Annotated in this window: 22 protein-coding genes; 12 read left to right on the forward strand and 10 right to left on the reverse strand. The window is 59.4% G+C overall.

Translation table 11 applies throughout. The annotated features are described in order from the left end of the window. Positions 1 to 114 precede the first annotated feature (114 nt). Positions 115 to 519, forward strand: a complete 405-nt coding sequence (gene mce, locus AC2FM5_RS09965) for a methylmalonyl-CoA epimerase (RefSeq protein ID WP_093964690.1) — start codon at positions 115 to 117, stop codon at positions 517 to 519. Positions 520 to 541: 22 nt separating this feature from the next. Continuing rightward, positions 542 to 817: a DUF1467 family protein gene (locus tag AC2FM5_RS09970; RefSeq protein ID WP_093964691.1), complete on the forward strand. Its 276-nt coding sequence runs from the start codon at positions 542 to 544 to the stop codon at positions 815 to 817. On the opposite strand, the gene AC2FM5_RS09975 is transcribed toward AC2FM5_RS09970, so the two are convergent. Beyond that, a complete protein-coding gene (locus AC2FM5_RS09975) occupies positions 818 to 1,519 on the reverse strand; it encodes an EI24 domain-containing protein (protein ID WP_496735330.1) in 702 nt (233 codons plus the stop codon). Next, positions 1,516 to 2,094, reverse strand: coding sequence for a nitroreductase family protein (locus AC2FM5_RS09980; protein WP_496735334.1), 579 nt, complete (start codon positions 2,092 to 2,094; stop codon positions 1,516 to 1,518). Before AC2FM5_RS09980 ends, AC2FM5_RS09975 begins: the two co-directional genes overlap by 4 nt. A 123-nt stretch (positions 2,095 to 2,217) precedes the next feature. Here AC2FM5_RS09980 and AC2FM5_RS09985 point away from each other — a divergent pair, with 123 nt between their 5' ends. After that, the gene (locus AC2FM5_RS09985; protein ID WP_496735338.1) at positions 2,218 to 2,484 is read left to right on the forward strand and encodes a DUF167 domain-containing protein; all 267 of its coding nucleotides are present in this window, start codon (positions 2,218 to 2,220) and stop codon (positions 2,482 to 2,484) included. 5 nt (positions 2,485 to 2,489) lie between these two features. Here the strand turns inward: AC2FM5_RS09985 and AC2FM5_RS09990 are convergent, their stop codons facing one another. Beyond that, positions 2,490 to 2,729: a DUF8831 family protein gene (locus AC2FM5_RS09990; RefSeq protein WP_093964694.1), complete on the reverse strand. Its 240-nt coding sequence runs from the start codon at positions 2,727 to 2,729 to the stop codon at positions 2,490 to 2,492. Between the two features lie 118 nt (positions 2,730 to 2,847). Here AC2FM5_RS09990 and AC2FM5_RS09995 point away from each other — a divergent pair, with 118 nt between their 5' ends. The 5 genes from AC2FM5_RS09995 (at position 2,848) to AC2FM5_RS10015 (ending at position 4,776) form a co-directional block, all read left to right on the forward strand. Then, positions 2,848 to 3,546, forward strand: a complete 699-nt coding sequence (locus AC2FM5_RS09995; RefSeq protein WP_170340641.1) for a M48 family metalloprotease — start codon at positions 2,848 to 2,850, stop codon at positions 3,544 to 3,546. Further along, positions 3,543 to 3,911 (forward strand): YigZ family protein, encoded by a 369-nt coding sequence (locus tag AC2FM5_RS10000; RefSeq protein WP_170390918.1) that lies wholly within the window; start codon positions 3,543 to 3,545, stop codon positions 3,909 to 3,911. Before AC2FM5_RS09995 ends, AC2FM5_RS10000 begins: the two co-directional genes overlap by 4 nt. A 69-nt stretch (positions 3,912 to 3,980) precedes the next feature. Beyond that, positions 3,981 to 4,232 carry a DUF6455 family protein gene (locus AC2FM5_RS10005; protein ID WP_170390919.1) on the forward strand — a complete coding sequence of 84 codons (252 nt, stop codon included), beginning with the start codon at positions 3,981 to 3,983 and terminating at the stop codon, positions 4,230 to 4,232. A gap of 17 nt (positions 4,233 to 4,249) precedes the next feature. Beyond that, positions 4,250 to 4,522 carry a DUF6455 family protein gene (locus tag AC2FM5_RS10010; RefSeq protein ID WP_367647063.1) on the forward strand — a complete coding sequence of 91 codons (273 nt, stop codon included), beginning with the start codon at positions 4,250 to 4,252 and terminating at the stop codon, positions 4,520 to 4,522. Next, positions 4,519 to 4,776 carry a DUF6455 family protein gene (locus tag AC2FM5_RS10015; protein ID WP_170364760.1) on the forward strand — a complete coding sequence of 86 codons (258 nt, stop codon included), beginning with the start codon at positions 4,519 to 4,521 and terminating at the stop codon, positions 4,774 to 4,776. Before AC2FM5_RS10010 ends, AC2FM5_RS10015 begins: the two co-directional genes overlap by 4 nt. A gap of 5 nt (positions 4,777 to 4,781) precedes the next feature. Here the strand turns inward: AC2FM5_RS10015 and AC2FM5_RS10020 are convergent, their stop codons facing one another. Beyond that, the gene (locus tag AC2FM5_RS10020) at positions 4,782 to 5,024 is read right to left on the reverse strand and encodes a CDGSH iron-sulfur domain-containing protein (RefSeq protein ID WP_260065055.1); all 243 of its coding nucleotides are present in this window, start codon (positions 5,022 to 5,024) and stop codon (positions 4,782 to 4,784) included. Between the two features lie 229 nt (positions 5,025 to 5,253). On the opposite strand from AC2FM5_RS10020, the gene AC2FM5_RS10025 reads away from it, so the two are divergent. Then, positions 5,254 to 5,442: a hypothetical protein gene (locus AC2FM5_RS10025; protein ID WP_244952318.1), complete on the forward strand. Its 189-nt coding sequence runs from the start codon at positions 5,254 to 5,256 to the stop codon at positions 5,440 to 5,442. 58 nt (positions 5,443 to 5,500) lie between these two features. Here AC2FM5_RS10025 and rimO read toward each other — a convergent pair whose 3' ends face one another. Beyond that, the gene (rimO, locus tag AC2FM5_RS10030) at positions 5,501 to 6,892 is read right to left on the reverse strand and encodes a 30S ribosomal protein S12 methylthiotransferase RimO (RefSeq protein WP_496735345.1); all 1,392 of its coding nucleotides are present in this window, start codon (positions 6,890 to 6,892) and stop codon (positions 5,501 to 5,503) included. A 98-nt stretch (positions 6,893 to 6,990) separates the two neighbouring features. Between rimO and AC2FM5_RS10035 the strand changes: the two genes are divergently transcribed. Continuing rightward, positions 6,991 to 8,970: an AsmA family protein gene (locus AC2FM5_RS10035; RefSeq protein WP_496735347.1), complete on the forward strand. Its 1,980-nt coding sequence runs from the start codon at positions 6,991 to 6,993 to the stop codon at positions 8,968 to 8,970. A 30-nt stretch (positions 8,971 to 9,000) separates the two neighbouring features. On the opposite strand, the gene AC2FM5_RS10040 is transcribed toward AC2FM5_RS10035, so the two are convergent. The 4 genes from AC2FM5_RS10040 to AC2FM5_RS10055 are packed head-to-tail and all read right to left on the reverse strand — an operon-like array spanning position 9,001 to position 13,563. Then, complete coding sequence (locus tag AC2FM5_RS10040; RefSeq protein ID WP_170368015.1) at positions 9,001 to 10,497, reverse strand: phosphomannomutase/phosphoglucomutase; 1,497 nt, start codon at positions 10,495 to 10,497, stop codon at positions 9,001 to 9,003. A gap of 15 nt (positions 10,498 to 10,512) precedes the next feature. Further along, positions 10,513 to 11,346: a 3-deoxy-8-phosphooctulonate synthase gene (gene kdsA / locus AC2FM5_RS10045; RefSeq protein WP_170340066.1), complete on the reverse strand. Its 834-nt coding sequence runs from the start codon at positions 11,344 to 11,346 to the stop codon at positions 10,513 to 10,515. A gap of 5 nt (positions 11,347 to 11,351) precedes the next feature. Further along, on the reverse strand, positions 11,352 to 12,926 hold the full coding sequence (locus AC2FM5_RS10050) for a KpsE/RkpR family capsule polysaccharide export protein (protein ID WP_170340660.1): 1,575 nt from the start codon (positions 12,924 to 12,926) through the stop codon (positions 11,352 to 11,354). After that, a complete protein-coding gene (locus tag AC2FM5_RS10055; RefSeq protein ID WP_093964707.1) occupies positions 12,904 to 13,563 on the reverse strand; it encodes an ABC transporter ATP-binding protein in 660 nt (219 codons plus the stop codon). Before AC2FM5_RS10055 ends, AC2FM5_RS10050 begins: the two co-directional genes overlap by 23 nt. 234 nt (positions 13,564 to 13,797) lie before the next feature. Between AC2FM5_RS10055 and AC2FM5_RS10060 the strand changes: the two genes are divergently transcribed. Continuing rightward, positions 13,798 to 14,385, forward strand: coding sequence for a uracil-DNA glycosylase family protein (locus AC2FM5_RS10060; RefSeq protein ID WP_496735351.1), 588 nt, complete (start codon positions 13,798 to 13,800; stop codon positions 14,383 to 14,385). Then, positions 14,378 to 15,166, forward strand: a complete 789-nt coding sequence (locus tag AC2FM5_RS10065; protein WP_496735353.1) for an SseB family protein — start codon at positions 14,378 to 14,380, stop codon at positions 15,164 to 15,166. The genes AC2FM5_RS10060 and AC2FM5_RS10065 overlap by 8 nt, the downstream gene beginning before the upstream one ends. A gap of 52 nt (positions 15,167 to 15,218) precedes the next feature. Here the strand turns inward: AC2FM5_RS10065 and AC2FM5_RS10070 are convergent. Then, positions 15,219 to 15,633: glutathione S-transferase C-terminal domain-containing protein (locus tag AC2FM5_RS10070; RefSeq protein ID WP_496735355.1), on the reverse strand; the 415-nt coding region annotated here is incomplete at its 5' end.

The following is a 15,633-nucleotide window of genomic DNA, read 5'->3' on the forward strand; positions in this document are numbered from 1 at the left end:
ATGCCCCACGCTAGGAACTCCTGGCTAACACAGGGTTAACGCGCGATTTGGCGCACTTGCCCTTTGACAGGGCAGCCCCCATAAACGCTGCAACGCAGAACAGAGGAGACCGCCATGATTGGCCGCCTGAACCATGTCGCCATCGCCGTGCCCGACCTCGAGGCCGCATCCGCCCAATACCGCAACGCGCTGGGCGCCAAGGTTGGTGAACCTCAGGATGAACCGGATCATGGCGTGACGGTTGTCTTCATCGAACTGCCCAATACCAAGATCGAGCTGCTGTACCCGCTGGGCGACGACAGCCCGATCAACGGCTTCCTGGAAAAGAACCCGGCGGGTGGCATCCACCATGTCTGTTATGAGGTCGAAGACATCATCGCCGCACGGGATCACCTGAAGGCGACCGGTGCCCGCGTTCTGGGAACCGGAGAGCCCAAAATCGGCGCCCACGGCAAGCCTGTGCTGTTTTTGCACCCCAAGGATTTCAACGGGTGCCTTGTGGAGCTGGAGCAAGTCTGAGCTGGGCTGAGGAGGCGTCGAAATGACAATCACTGCTGCGTTGGTTTTGTTCGCCGTGATCTGGTTCATGACCTTGTTGGTCGTGCTGCCGGTCCGCATCAAGACGCAAGGCGACCTGGGCGACATCGTGCCGGGGACCCATGCGGGCGCTCCGGAAGTTCACCACATGAAGAAAAAGATCTGGATCACCACCGGTATTTCTATCGTGTTGTGGGCGGTGATCGCAGGGATCATTGTTTCTGGCGTAATCTCAGTTCGTGATTTCGACTGGTTGAACCAGATGGAACCGCGCGAGTAATCAGCGCTCGGCCTGTCGCGACAGCCCATGAAAGATATGCGTGAACGTTGCGGCTCCGATGATCGGAATGAAAAGGTTCACCAGCGGGACCGACAGGGGGATGGCCATCAAGGTTCCGGCGACCCAGATCGTCCCGGCATGGCGTGCCCGCAACGCCCGCGCACCGTCGCGCCCGATCCGGCGCATTGCCGCCAGCGTGAAATACTCCCGACCCAGCAAAAACCCGTTCATCCCCCAAAAAATGAACGGAGCGAGGGGTGTGAACAGCGCGTAAAGGACCAACGCCAATACGTTGGCCACAATCAATACGCCCAAGAATCCCAGCGAGTCCAGCACCGCGTCCCAGATCGGGACGGACGGAACGGGGGGCAGGTTCGGGTAATGCCGGTCTTCAACGGCCTGTGCGACCTCATCCAGAAACATCGATGTGATGGCTGAGGCCACCGGCACCATCAGAAAGACCGGCAGGATCAGAACCAGAAAGATCCCTGAATAGTTCAGAACGTCGTTCAACCACGGGACGTCTCCGACAAATGGCAGCGAGATCTCCTGGCCAGAAAGGGCGTTGATGCCCCAAATCGCAACCGCACAGGCAACAACAAGCAGCACAATCGTCAGGCCGACACCGCGCAGTAGCACCGATCGGAATCGAGCATCGCCGAGCTGCCCCAAGGCCGCGAAGAACGCGTTGAGGATGATCATTCCGTCACCCACTCGGTGACTGCGGCCACGTCCGGGCGGGGCCTTTCGGGCGGAATGGCCCCTTCGGTTGCGATGTGAATCAGTCCGGCAATGCGTTCATTGTCGGCCAAGCCCAAACCGCGTTCGCAGAATTCGCGGTCGTGCGACTGCCAACCTGAAAGCCAGTTGGCACCCCAACCCGCAGCAAGGGCTGCGTTGAGCAGTGCAAGGCAGACCGCCCCGGCCGAGTAGGTTTGTTCGATTTCCGGGATTTTCGGCGATGGTTTTTGCACTTCGATGACGGCAACAGCGAGATGCCCCATATCGAACTGACTACGGGCCTTGGCAATGTCTTCGGGGCTTTTCCCCAGCGCAACGCCTCGTTCCTCGGTCAGATCGGCCAATCGCGGCATTGCGCCTTTTTCGATGACGATGAACCGCCAAGGTTCCAACTTGCCATGATCGGGGCTGCGAGCGGCTGCGGTCAGCAACGGGATCAATTCGTCGCGGGTCGGCGCCGGGGCCATCAACGTCTTGGCGGGCCGCGACCTGCGCGACTGCAGGAACTCGAACGCAGCCGGGTTTTTCAGCGTCATATGTTAAATTCCTTTACATGGTTCTGTCGTATCTCGGGCAGACACGCGCCGGTTTCAAGGGCAAGATGTAAAACTGTTGCATATTGTGTCACCCGGCACGGTCCAAATGCGGAAGAGAATGTGATGGCAAAACCGAAACTGCGAAACCTGCCGGACCTTGCGCATCTGGCGCGACCCGGGCAATCGCTTCCCGTACGGGTGACTCCCAAAGCTGCGCAGGACCGGATTTCTTTCGACGGGACGACAGTACACATCGCTGTCACCGCCGTGCCCGAGGATGGAAAGGCGAACCAGGCCGTGGTCAAGCTGTTGGCCCGGGCCATGGGTGCTTCACCTTCAGCTTTGACGCTGAAAAAAGGCCATACAGGGCGCGACAAGGTCTTTGTCTAGGATCCCTAGGCTGGTGTCTCCCTGATTTGATACACCCCTTCGGGCAGATCCAGAGCGGCGGCAAGATCGCGCACCTGTTCGGGCGAAAGGGTGATTTTCTGCATCTGGTCCGTTCGGGGGTCCAACTGCTCGATCGTGACGCACTCGGCGAAACTGTTGATCACCACGTCTTCTTGCAAAGGCTCCGGGCCTTCGTCCACCAGGGTAATGACTGTCGAGTCGAATTCATGCTCAATCGAAAACATGTTCCCAGACTGCCCAGCCTGCGATCGCAATGCAACCCGCTGATTGGGTTTCGGGCTGTGGTCAGGGGGGCCACATCGCGCTAAGCTTTCCTGCCGGCACGAACAGAAAGGATCCGGAATGCACCGCCTCAGGTTTTTGCTGGTCTTGGTTGTGTCCGCATGCACTGCGGGCGGGTTCATTGCGGTTGATGATTGGTCACCGTCCTCGCCCGAACTGCGCGACTCGGCACTGACGTTTCAGCAGGTCAGCAGGTCGGTCGGGGCGGCGGCGCAAAAAGTCTGTCAGCGCGAGACACGGGGGCAAAACTGCGATTTCGGGATTCTGATCGACACGGATCCGTTTGCCGAGCCAAATGCGTTCCAGACGTTGGACAAGGATGGGCGCCCGTTCATCATTTTCACGCAGGAAATGGTCAAGTCGACGCAGAACGCTGACGAGATGGCGTTCGTGATGGGACACGAGGCGGCGCATCACATCCTGGGCCACATCGCCCGGCAGGTAAAAAACGCCAAGGAAGGGGCCCGCATTTTCGGAGAACTGGCTGAGGCGCAAGGCGAGGACGCGGCAGGAATTGAACGTGCTCAGAAGCTGGGTGCTGAAGTCGGAGTTCAGAGCTACACGAAAGAATTCGAGCTGGAAGCGGACCGGATGGGAACTTTGATCACCTATTCGGCTGGGTACAATCCGCTGGTCGGCATGGCCTATTTCGGCCGGATTCCAGATCCGGGTGACCGCTTTCTGGCGTCTCATCCGCCCAATGCCAAGCGCATCGAAGTTGTTCTGGAAACAGCCGCCCAGCTCGGCCTGACCCAATGACCCAGATCCAGCGGATGGGGGTTGTTCTGACGGATCGAGGCTCGAAATACGCGGTGAGCGGTGCTCCCGTCAGGTCGCGGGATGAGGTCGATGCGGTATTGCGCGACCTTAAATCGGACAAGGCATATGCCAAGGCGACCCATAACACGTGGGCCGCGATTTTGCCGACCGGCGCTCTCAAGGCAGATGATGGCGAAACCGGTGCGGGGATGGTCATATTGCGCATGTTGGAACGCGCCGGTGTGCAGGATCACGTGGTCATTGTGACCCGATGGTATGGCGGCAAAAAGCTGGGCGGAGATCGTTTCAGGCGGGTCCAGGACGCCACACGGGCCTACCTGGACGACCTGGGGGTCATCTCTTGACCTGAATCAAGGGCACCGGGAGGTTATGGCGCTAGGGTTCTTTTTAGCGAGACAGCGAAAGGAACTCGGATGTCCAGACGCGAAGAACTGCGCCGCCACGCCGCTTTGGTGGATCGAATGGCCCTGAAACTGGGCGTTGACCTGCAGGAGGCCGCAATCGGCGGTTCGGTTTCGATCGACGAAATCACCGACGCGGTGCTGCGCTGTACAGGCTGTACGAACCCCGATCACTGCGACCGCGCGTTGGCGCTTCAAAACAGCGACGAACGGCCACCGGAGTATTGCCGAAACCAGGAGTTGCTGGCCAGACTTGCACCCTAGCGCGGAAGGGCAGAACCATGAACGTCCTTGGCCAGACCATGAAGCATGTACGCCTTGTTCTCCGGATGGGGCAGGTGACCGGCGTCGACCTTGTAAATGCCCATCGCACGGGTCGGCTCAGTCCCGACGAATGGGCGCGCATGGTGGGACGGTGCCGGGGCTGCGAGTGGGCTTGCGACTGCAGCGACTGGCAGACGCACCGAGGTGACAGGGTTGAGGCCCCGGAGACATGTCCGAACAGGAACCGATTCGCCAAACTTAAGACGCTGCAGAATCAGGAAAAACAATGAAACATGTGCGACTCGGAGACATAGAAAAACACTTCTGGCTAACGCGGTCGGTTGCGCGCTGCATGGAAATCTCGCTGTCCGAAGCCATCGCCGAAGGGCGGCTGACCGCGCAGGGATACAGCGAAATGGTTACCCGTTGTCGAGCCGCTGACTGCAGCGAAAGATGTGCTGTCTGGCTTGCGTGCCAACAAAGCCGGGCGACCGCTGCCCCGGATTTTTGCGCCAATGCCAAAGCTTTGAATGCGCTGACCTGATTGGCCTAAAGCTTGGAATGGCTTCCGTCGCACAGCGGCGGATTAGCGGTATGCTTGCATCCGCAGAAGAAGACCTTCTTGCTTGATTCTGCTACATATTTTACCGGCTCGATCCCAGTTTCCTTGTGCGAACCGTCGCAGAATGGCTGACGTTTGGAGCGTCCGCAAGCGCACCAGAAGTAGCTTTTGCCTTCAGTCACTTCGATGGGGTAGGGCGACTTCTGGGCGATTTGAGATCCTTTTGGCATTCTGGCGCTCCGGCTGTTGAAAGGGACACCCGAGAGCTTAGCCCAACGCAGAGAAATGTGTAGTTCGCGCGTCCCGGTCCGGCGGTGGCACGTCGCGGTGCAAGCGTGGATTCGCCTCTGATCACACGGATGTGACCGTATCTGTTGCCAGAAAGCCGAACTGCCCGTATCCTTAACCTGGCCCCGAAAAGTTGGGCAATATCAGAAAAGTATTAAAGGATTGATGGACATGAAACTGAAATTCGCTGCCGCCGGCGCCTTTGTTTTGATCCTGACTGCTTGCTCGCAGCAGGAAGAGCCCACCCCGGTTTACGTTCAGCCAAGCTATGACAAATATGGCTCGCCCAGCTGTTCGGCAGGCTATGAACTGGCCACCACCGAGGCCGGCCAGACCGTGTGTAACCCGGTCACTCAGTAAGCTTTTTGCAGACGGTCCCGATTTGGGGGCCGTCTGCTTTCTTCCGCCGGATGGCGGTTCAGCGCACCAGCTTCCCCCACAGATCGTATTCACCAGCCTCGTCGACCTGAACAAGGACGATGTCGCCGGGTTTCAGGTTTTCATGACCGTCGTCGATGAACAGGTTGCCATCGATCTCAGGCGCGTCTGACTTGGTGCGGCAGGTGGCGGCTTCGGCATCCACCTCATCCACGATCACTTGGATCCTCTGGCCCACTTTCGACGCCAGTTTCGCTTCAGAAATCGCCTGGGCCTTTTGCATGAAACGCTCCCAGCGCTCTTGCTTGATCTCATCCGGGACGTGATCCGGCAAGTCGTTCGACCGGGCCCCTTCAACGTTTTCGTATTGGAAGCACCCGACGCGGTCCAACTGCGCCTCGTCCATCCAATCCAGCAGGGTCTGGAACTCGGCCTCGGTCTCGCCGGGGTAGCCGACAATGAAGGTCGATCGCAGCGTGATGTCGGGGCATATCGCGCGCCAGGCGGCGATCTCGTCCAGTGTCTTGGCGCCGGCAGCGGGGCGCGCCATTCGTTTCAGAACGTCCGGATGTGCGTGTTGGAACGGGATGTCCAGGTAGGGCAAAAGGTTGCTGCCTGCATCCGCCATCAGCGGGATCAACTCGCGCACATGTGGATAGGGGTAGACGTAGTGCAGTCGTATCCACGCATCCAGTTGGCCCAGTTCGCGGGCCAGATCGGTAATGTGGCTACGCACCTCCCGGTCTTTCCAGGGGTTTACGTCGTTTTTGCGATCCAGACCAAAGGCCGAGGTGTCCTGGCTGATCACCAGCAATTCGCGCACACCGCTGTCGACCAGTTTTTCAGCCTCGCGCAGAACGGCGTGGGCCGGTCGGCTGGCCAGTTTTCCGCGCATATCCGGGATGATGCAGAATTTGCACTTGTGATTACAGCCCTCGGATATCTTGAGATAGCTGTAGTGGCGCGGGGTCAGCTTCACGCCCGAAGCCGGCAACAGATCCACATACGGATTGGGATCAGGCGGAACGGCGGCGTGAACGGCATCCAGCACCTGTTCATACTGGTGCGGCCCGGTCACGGCCAGGATACGGGGATGATGTTCGCGGATGTAGTCAGGTTCCGCGCCCAGGCACCCGGTCACGATGACCTTGCCATTTTCCACCAGCGCCTCGCCGATTGCCTCGAGGCTTTCGGCCTTGGCGCTGTCGAGAAACCCGCAGGTGTTCACGATCACGGCATCCGCACCTGAATAGTCGGGCGAGATCCCGTATCCTTCGGCGCGTAGGCGCGTCAGGATGCGCTCGCTGTCGACCAGTGCCTTGGGACATCCCAAGGACACCATTCCGATGGTGGGTTGGCCGCTGCGCGGTGCGTCGATGATCCGGGCTGCGGGTGCCAGATCGGGGCGTAGGTTTGGCGGGTTGGTGCTCATTGCGCGGCATATAGTGGGGAAATCTTCCCCTTGCAAATCCTTCGCACGCGAGGAACATCGAAGCTGAGGCAAAAAGCCGGCAAGGCAGAGAGCAAATCATGAAGTGGCTGATACGCATTCTATTCATTCTGGTTGCGGTCGCGGGGCTGGTGATCGGGGCGTTGCTTTTGATGCCCGGCGACAAGCTGGGCAAAATCCTCGCCGAACAGGTCAAGGCGCAGACCGGGCGTGAGCTGACGTTGTCCGGCGATGTTCGCCTGTCCTTTTGGCCGGTTCTGGGAATGGAAACCGGGCCGGTTACGTTTGGGAACGCGCCTTGGGCCAGCTCCGAACCGATGCTGAGCGCGCAAAGCCTGGCAGTTGGCGTGGACGCATCAGCGCTGTTGGCGGGGGATGTGCGCATCCGGCGCGTCGTGGCCGAGGATCCCGTCTTGCGGCTGGAACTGTCGCAAGGGCGGGGCAACTGGGAAATGTCGGCGCCGCAATCCGGGGCGTCAAACACGGGTTCTGGCAATGCAGATGCGCCCGCACCCAACTCTGCGGCACCGGCCGAGACCGGAACCGTGACCCTTGACCAACTGGAGCTCAGCAACGCGCGTCTGGTTTATGTGGAAAACGGTGTCCCTCAGATGGATTTTTCCGGGGTCGATCTGAAGGCCAGCTGGCCTGATGTCACTGCGCCGATGAAGATGAGCGCCTCAATGCCGGTGCCCGGTGGCGCAGTTGAGGTTGATCTGGAAATTCCTGATTTACCTGCATTTTCCAGTGGCGCGGTGACGCCATTGGTTCTTGGCCTGACAGCGCCGGGCGGAGAGATCAACTTTGACGGACGCGTCAACCTGGCCGGTGAAATGGACGGCAAAACTCATGTCCGGACCACAAACACCGACGCGATGCTGGCCGCTTTTGGTCAGGGTGGGGTGTCAGTCCCCATGGGACTTGGACGGGTCGCGGATGTGTCCGGCCAGATGACCTACACCAAGGATGGGCGCATTTCCTTGCGGGATATGCGGGCAGTTCTGGATCAGAACAGTTTTGACGGTGCCGCAGATATCGTTATCGCGAGCCCACCGAAGATTACTGCGCGGCTGAGTACTGGTGACCTTGACCTGACGCAGGCAACAGCCGGCAGCGCGCCCAGCAGCGGCGGCGGCACGGGCGGAGGGAAACAGGCGCCCGAAGGCTGGTCCCAGGCGCCGATCGACGCGTCACCCCTTTCGTTGGCAAATGGAACGATCCGGTTGAAAGCCAATTCGATCGCTATTCCGGATATGACCTTTGGCCCCAGCGATCTGAGCCTTAGTCTGGATCGGTCGCGTGCGGTTCTGAAAATGGAACCGGCCACGCTGTTTTCCGGAAAGCTGACCGGAGAAGTCGTTGCCAACAACAGAAACGGACTGTCGGTCGGGGGCAACCTGACCGCCACCGGTATCGACCTCAAGCAGGCTTTGACCACATTGGGCGGAGTCGAACGGCTGTCCGGTACTGCGTCCGGAACGTTGCAATTTCTGGGGGTGGGGCAAACCGAAGCCCAAATCATGCGCTCACTCAGCGGCAAGGGCAGCCTGGACGTCGGCAAGGGGGTGATCGCCGGGTTTGATCTGGATCGTTTGATGGGGCGCGGCGAAGGCAGTGGAGGAACCACCGTCTTTAACAGCCTGACTGCCACCTACACGATTCAGGACGGCAACCTGACGAACAACGATCTTCTGATGCAGCTTGACAATTTCCGTGCCGACGGTGCGGGCCGCGTCGGGCTGGGCGCGCGCGATATCGACTATGTGTTCACGCCGGTTGCGCTGCGGGCGAACGGGGGCAATGGCATTGCCGTGCCCGTGCGGATCAAGGGGCCGTGGAGTGATCCGTCGATCAAGCCCGACCTGAGCAAGGTGATCGAAGCTGCGACGGAAGAGAAGCTCAAGGACTTGGAGCAGGACGCGAAGGACAAGGCGCTGAAGAAGGTGGGAGAGGAGTTGAATACAACCATTTCCGACAGCGAACAGGTCGAAGACGCGCTGAAGCAGAAGCTTGAGGACGAGGCCAAGAAGGGCTTGCTGAAACTGCTCGGACGGGATTGAGAAAGGGGCGCCGCAGCGCCCCTTTTTTGCTCAGATCGTCTGGTCGTAGTCGCCCACACCCGGCTCGGTGCGGATCACGGCATCGATATCAGCGAAAATTGCCCGCATCTCATCTTCGCTCTCGCTGCTTTCGCAGACCACCACAAGGTTGGGCGTGTTCGAAGACGCCCGGACCAGGCCCCAACTTCCATTGTCGAGGATGACGCGGGCACCATTGACGGTTACGACTTCCTTGATCGGCCGACCGGCCAATGTTTCACCCGCCTCTGCCTTGGCAACCAGCTTGTCCACCAACCTGGCGAGAATGTCATATTTTTCGGTATCGGCAGCATAGGGCGACATGGTCGGGGTCGACCATGTCTTGGGCAGGGCGCGACGCAGATCGGACATGCTCTGTCCCGGATTGCGGTCCATCAGTTTGCAGATTTCCACCGCGACCCGCATTCCGCAGTCGTATCCACGCCCGATTGGCTCGGCCAGAAAGTAATGGCCCGACTTTTCGAACCCGGCCAACGCGCCGATTTCCTTCACGCGCCGTTTCATGTGGCTGTGGCCGGTTTTCCAGTAATCCGCCTTGACGCCATGGGCCTGCAGTTCGGGATCGCTTGCAAACAGGCCGGTCGATTTAACGTCGGCCACGAAGGTCGCGCCGGGATGCAGCTTGGCCAAATCGCGGGCCATGATGACACCGACCTTGTCGGCAAAGATCTCCTCGCCCTCGTCATCGACCACACCGCAGCGATCGCCGTCTCCGTCAAACCCAAGCGCGAGGTCCGCCCCGCTGGCTTTGACGGCGTCTGCCATGTCGTGCAACATCTCCATCGCTTCGGGGTTCGGGTTGTAGTTGGGGAAGGTGTAATCCAACCGGTTGTGGCTGGGTACGACCTCGACGCCGATCCGCTCAAAGATCTCGGGGGCAAAGGCAGATGCGGTGCCGTTCCCTGTCGCGCACACCACTTTGAGGGGGCGCGACATTTTGAAATCACCGACCAGATCGTCGATATAGGCCTCTTTCACGCCGTCCACGAATTCATAGGACCCGCCGGGGCGTGCCACGCCTTCGCCGTTCAGCACGATGTCGCGCAGCTCGGCCATTTCGTCAGGGCCGTGGGTCAGAGGGCGGTCAAAGCCCATCTTCACCCCGGTCCAGCCGTTGGGGTTGTGGCTGGCCGTCACCATGGCGACTGCAGGAACATCCAGGTGGAATTGGGCGAAATACGCCATCGGGCTGAGCGCCGGGCCAATATCCTTGACCTGGATGCCGGCCTGCATGAGGCCCAGAATCAACGCATTCTTGATCGCCAGAGAATAGTCGCGGTAGTCGTTTCCGACCGCGATCAGCGGCTCGATCCCACGCTTGTGCATCTGAGTGCCCAAACCAAGACCAAGAGCCGTCATCCCCGGCAGGTTGATCTCGTCCGGGTATTTCCAGCGGGCATCGTATTCACGAAACCCGGTGGGTTTGATCATCGCATCGCGCAGAAAGCTCCAGGTGTTCGGGGTCACCTCGGGGATTGGTTTGGTCATGGAAAATCTCGATCGTTAAATCTGAACTGGGTTGGCCTTGGCCAGGGCATCGAAACGCATCAATGTGTCAATCAGTTGGCCCATTTGGTCCAACGGGATCATATTCGGCCCATCAGACGGCGCCGTGTCCGGATCCTGATGCGTTTCAATGAATACGGCACCGACGCCCAGGGCCACGGCCGCGCGGGCCATTACCGGTGCAAATTCCCGCTGCCCGCCGGACGAGCCGCCTCGGCCACCGGGCTGTTGAACGGAATGGGTTGCATCCATGACAACCGGATACCCGGTTTGCGCCATTTGCGGCAGGGATCGCATGTCGGCGACAAGCGTATTGTAGCCAAACGAGGTTCCGCGCTCGGTCAGCAGGATGTTGTGGTTGCCCGTGCTTTCGATCTTTTCGACGATGTTTGGCATTTCCCAGGGGGCCAGGAACTGACCCTTCTTGACGTTGACGGCCTTGCCTGTTTCTCCGGCTGCCAGCAGCATGTCTGTCTGGCGGCACAGGAAGGCCGGGATTTGCAGGATATCCACTGCTTCGGCCGCGATGGCACATTGCGCTTCAGTGTGGACATCCGTCAGGACCGGAATACCCATCGTTTTGCGAATGTCATCCAGCACCTTCAGCCCGGCCTCGATCCCCATGCCGCGTTTCCCGGACAGGGACGTACGGTTGGCTTTGTCATATGAGGCCTTGAACACATACTGTGCCCCCGCGGCTTCACAGGCTTCTTTCATCCTTCCCGCGATCATCTGTGCGTGATCCGCCGTTTCAAGCTGGCAAGGGCCCGCGATGATGGTCAGCGGAAGGTCGTTGCCAACGGTGACGTTGGCTATTTTTACATGTTTCATGAGCTCTACGAGGATACCTGTTCACGAAGGACTGACGTAGTCAGCGAAATCATCAGGTAGATACCAGCAAACAACAGGAAAGCCAAAATCGTATTTTCGAACTTTCGCGGATAGGTGGGCTCCTGACTGGCGACCGGGTTCACGGAAACGGTGAGGTATCGAACCTTGCGGTTGGCCTCGGTCCGGGCGGTTTCCATTTGCTGCATGGCCGATTGCAGCATCATGTCCCGTGCGGCCAGATCGGCCTGTGCCATCTGGATCCGAACGCTCAACCGCGCCAGCGAGTTTTCGCCGGCGGAGGCGTCCAGCATCTCGGCATTGAGCTCTTCGAGCACGGCCTCAAGCCGGTTGATGTCGGCTTGGACGCCGTCGACCTTGGCTTTGTTCGGCCGAAGGTTGTCCAGCAACGCTGCCAGTTCCAATTCCTTGTCTTGAAGCTGTATCTCGATCTCGTTGATGCGGGCGCGCAGCCCGGCAATCACGTTTTCGGGGTCCAGAACGGCACCCTGCAACTGCAGTTCGATCAGCGCTTCCTGGGCTTTGCGCCGTTCTTCCTGAGCGTCCTCGAAGGACTGCAGAGCGTCCCGCATCTGATCTTCGCGCTTCAGTTCGGTGAGGCCGTTGATCTTTTCTTCGGCGTAGGAGATCAGCAGATTTGACAGGTCGACGGCAGTGTCCGGGTCGGGTGCCGCAACCTCCATCCGGATGATACCGTCGCTGGGATCATAGCCGATTGTGACCATTCGCTTGTACAGTTTGAACGCCTCTTCCAGCGTGGCGTCCTGAGGCAGTCTTTGAATCGGATCTATCCAGTCCTGCTTGAAAATCTCGGCAAAACCAGTGTCCCGTTCCAGACGGTTGAGCGCATCCTTGGATTCAAGGAACTCCTGGGTCGCGACCGAGTCCTGCGTGGTGGCGTATTGCGTCCCGGCCAAAAGCCCGCCGATCTCACCAGCGCCACCATCTGCCTGTAGAATGGAAAACGCGGACTCGCTGGCGTACATCGGAGTGGCTATGCGATAGAAGTAATAGCCGACAATAATCGTGGGCAGCAGAACAAAGGCGAATAGACGGGCAAACAGACCAAACAGCTTTCGTCTGCGCCGACGGGCGATATCCTTCTGAATCTGGCCGATTTCGAATTCGCGCCGCTGTGCCGGGCTCCATTCGGGGCCGGGAAGGGTCTGTTGCTTTTCTTTCACCGTTTGCGGCAGCTGGATCGTGACCTTGTCTTTTGGCTGGTCTTCCGCATCCGCGGTATCGGAAGAACCCGCCGCAAAATCCAGAAGGTTGGAGCGCGGAAACGGATCGATCCCCTTTTTTCGTAGCAGACGCACGGCATCGTAGTCCGACGTCGCAGCCAGACCGTGTTTCTGCGCCAGGCGTCGGGCTATGCGCAGCTGACGACCGGTCAACCCTTCTTTCTTGATGGCATCCAGTTCAGTTCCGGCCGGGGCTTCCTCGGCCGGTTGAGTTGCTTTTCTGATGCGCGAAATCGCCTCGGCACGCGCCTCAACCGTGCCTTCGGCCTGCGAGGCATGGTTCGGGTCGTATTTTTTAACCTTGGGTTTGGTAGTCATATAGCTGCGTCGCCTCTTCCAAGGAGTCAAACATATGAAGCTGCCCATCCACAAGCACGGCGGCCTGGCGGGCGAATTTTTCGAGGGTTTTGGGATTGTGTGACACAATCACCAAAGTCGTGGTTCGCAAGCGTTCCTGCAGGATTGAACCTGCTTTTTTGTTGAATTCGACATCGGTGGTGGCAGGCATGCCCTCGTCGATCAGGTACATGTCGAAATCCAGGGCCAGCATCAACGAAAAGGTGAAACGGGCGCGCATGCCGGCTGAGTATGTCGCCAAGGGTTGGTTGAAATACTCGCCCAAGTCGCACATCCAGCTGCAGTAAGCCTCGACATAGTCGGGGTCCATTCCATAAATCTTGGCGATGTAACGGGCATTCTCGAGTGCGGACATCTTCTTGGAAACGCCGCCGGCAAAGCCCATGGGGAAAGACACCCGGCACTCTCGGCGGATCACGCCTTCGTCGGGCTTTTCGAGGCCGGCCATCATGTTGATAAGCGTGGTTTTTCCGGTGCCGTTCGGGGCCAGAACGCCAAGTGATTTTCCCAGCTCGACCCGGAACGAGACCCTGTCCAGGATCACCTTGCGGCGAGTCCCGGTCCAAAAGGACTTGCTGACATTCTCGAACTCAAGCATTCACTGCCTGCTCATGTTTTTGCTTTGGGTGCGGCCACCGGTGGCTGGCTGACGGCCGGGTGTTCTACCGCTCCATGTTGGCCACATTATGTCGAAATATGAAACAAATGTTCAATGCGCGTTCGATACGCCTGACCACAATTGTGACGCATAGAGCCGACAACTGGATCGGTTTGCGGGAACGACTATGATCCATCCTAGGATTGCAACAAGCGCCAAAGGGCTGGAGATCAGGTGAAGCAACTTGCTGAGGAAATCAGATCGTGCCGGTTGTGCGCCGACCGCTTTGCTGCGACTGCGACCGCGCATCAGCCGCGCCCGGTGGTGTGGTTCCGCCCCGGTGCGCGCATCCTAATCGCGGGGCAAGCTCCCGGGGCACGAGTCCATGAGAGCGGCCGACCGTTCACCGACCCTTCAGGCGACCGGCTGCGGGATTGGCTGGGGTTGGAGGAAGAACAATTCTACGATCAGGCGCGGGTTTCGATCGTTCCGATGGCGTTTTGTTTTCCGGGGTACGATGCGCGAAAGGCGGACTTGCCGCCGCCGGCGATCTGCAAGAAGACCTGGCATCACAGGGTCATGAGTGAACTTGGCGATGTTCCGTTGACCATTCTTGTCGGTGGCCACGCGCAGAAATTCCATCTGGGCGCACAAGCTTCGGTGACCGATACGGTGCGCAATTGGCGACAGCATGCGCCGCGGGTATTTGCCTTGCCTCATCCGTCATGGCGCAATACGGCATGGCTGAAGAAGAATCCCTGGTTCGAAACGGACCTGTTGCCGGTGCTGCGTGCCCGGGTCAAAGAGGTGATGGATGACTGACACGACCGCGCTGGACATTGCGCATGCCCAGATGGAGGCCGACCCTCAGAGCGATGCCGCGCGGCTGAGGTTTTTCGAACGGCTCGCGGACAACGAACTGTTTCTGTTGCTGACCGAAGAGGCGCGAGACGAAAACATCTCGCCCGAGCTGTTTGACGTGGCAGATGGTCGGTTTGTGCTGGCCTTTGACCGCGAAGACAGACTGGCGCAGTTTGCGGGCCGTCCTGCCCCTTATGCCGCTCTGTCCGGACGTGTTCTGGCGGGGATGCTTGCAGGGCAGGGCATCGGGTTGGGGCTGAACCTCGAGGTGGCGCCGTCGTCGATGCTCATCCCTGCCGAAGCGTTGGCCTGGCTTGCGGAAACCCTCAGCCATGCCCCGCAAGAAGTGCAATCCCGTCTGACGGAGTTCCTTCCGCCCGCGGGGTTGCCCGACATTTTGCTGACGGCGCTGGACACCAAACTGGCCACAGCTTCAGGTCTGGCCTCCGCCGCATATCTCGCCGGAACCCGCGCCGAGGGCGGCGGGCAGGGTCATCTTCTTGGTTTCGTCGACGCGGTACCCGGTGCCCAGACGGCCTTGGCCAAGGCGGTGTCCGAAGCTCTGACATTTTCGGGGATTGAGGCTGGTGCCTTGGATGTCGGTTTTTTCGCGGCCAGCGATCCTGCCGCCGCAGCATTGGCGAAAGTGGGCCTGCGATTTGATATCCCCAAGCCAGTGCGCGCCTCTGGGTTCCGACCAGCGCCCGGAAGCGACCCGGACAGTCCCCCGATCTTGAAGTGAAATCGAGGCTTCGGCGCAGGGATGATTTGCTCCCTGCGCCAAATGAACAGAGTTATTCGGCCGCTGTTTCCAGCTTGTCCTGCGTACGGGATTCGAAGTCGCTTGCGTCATGCCGTTCGCGCAGTTGGGTGTGCAACTCTCCGAATGCGCGGTTGACCATGCGGCCCCGCTTCACGGCTGGCCGCGCGTCAATCTCTTGAGCCCATCGCATGACGTTCTTGTAGGACGTCACATCAAGGAACTCGGCCGCGTCGTACAAACGACCCAGAGCAAGTTGCCCATACCACGGCCAGATTGCCATATCAGCGATCGAGTAGTCTTCGCCGGCGATAAAGGTTTTGTCGGCAAGCTCGCGGTCCAGAACATCCAGCTGGCGTTTGGTTTCCATCGCAAAGCGGTTGATCGGGTATTCCCATTTCTCTGGCGCATAAGCGTAGAAATGCCCGAACCCACCACCCAGATAAGGC

The sequence above is a fragment of the Ruegeria sp. BHSA162 genome (assembly GCF_059613385.1).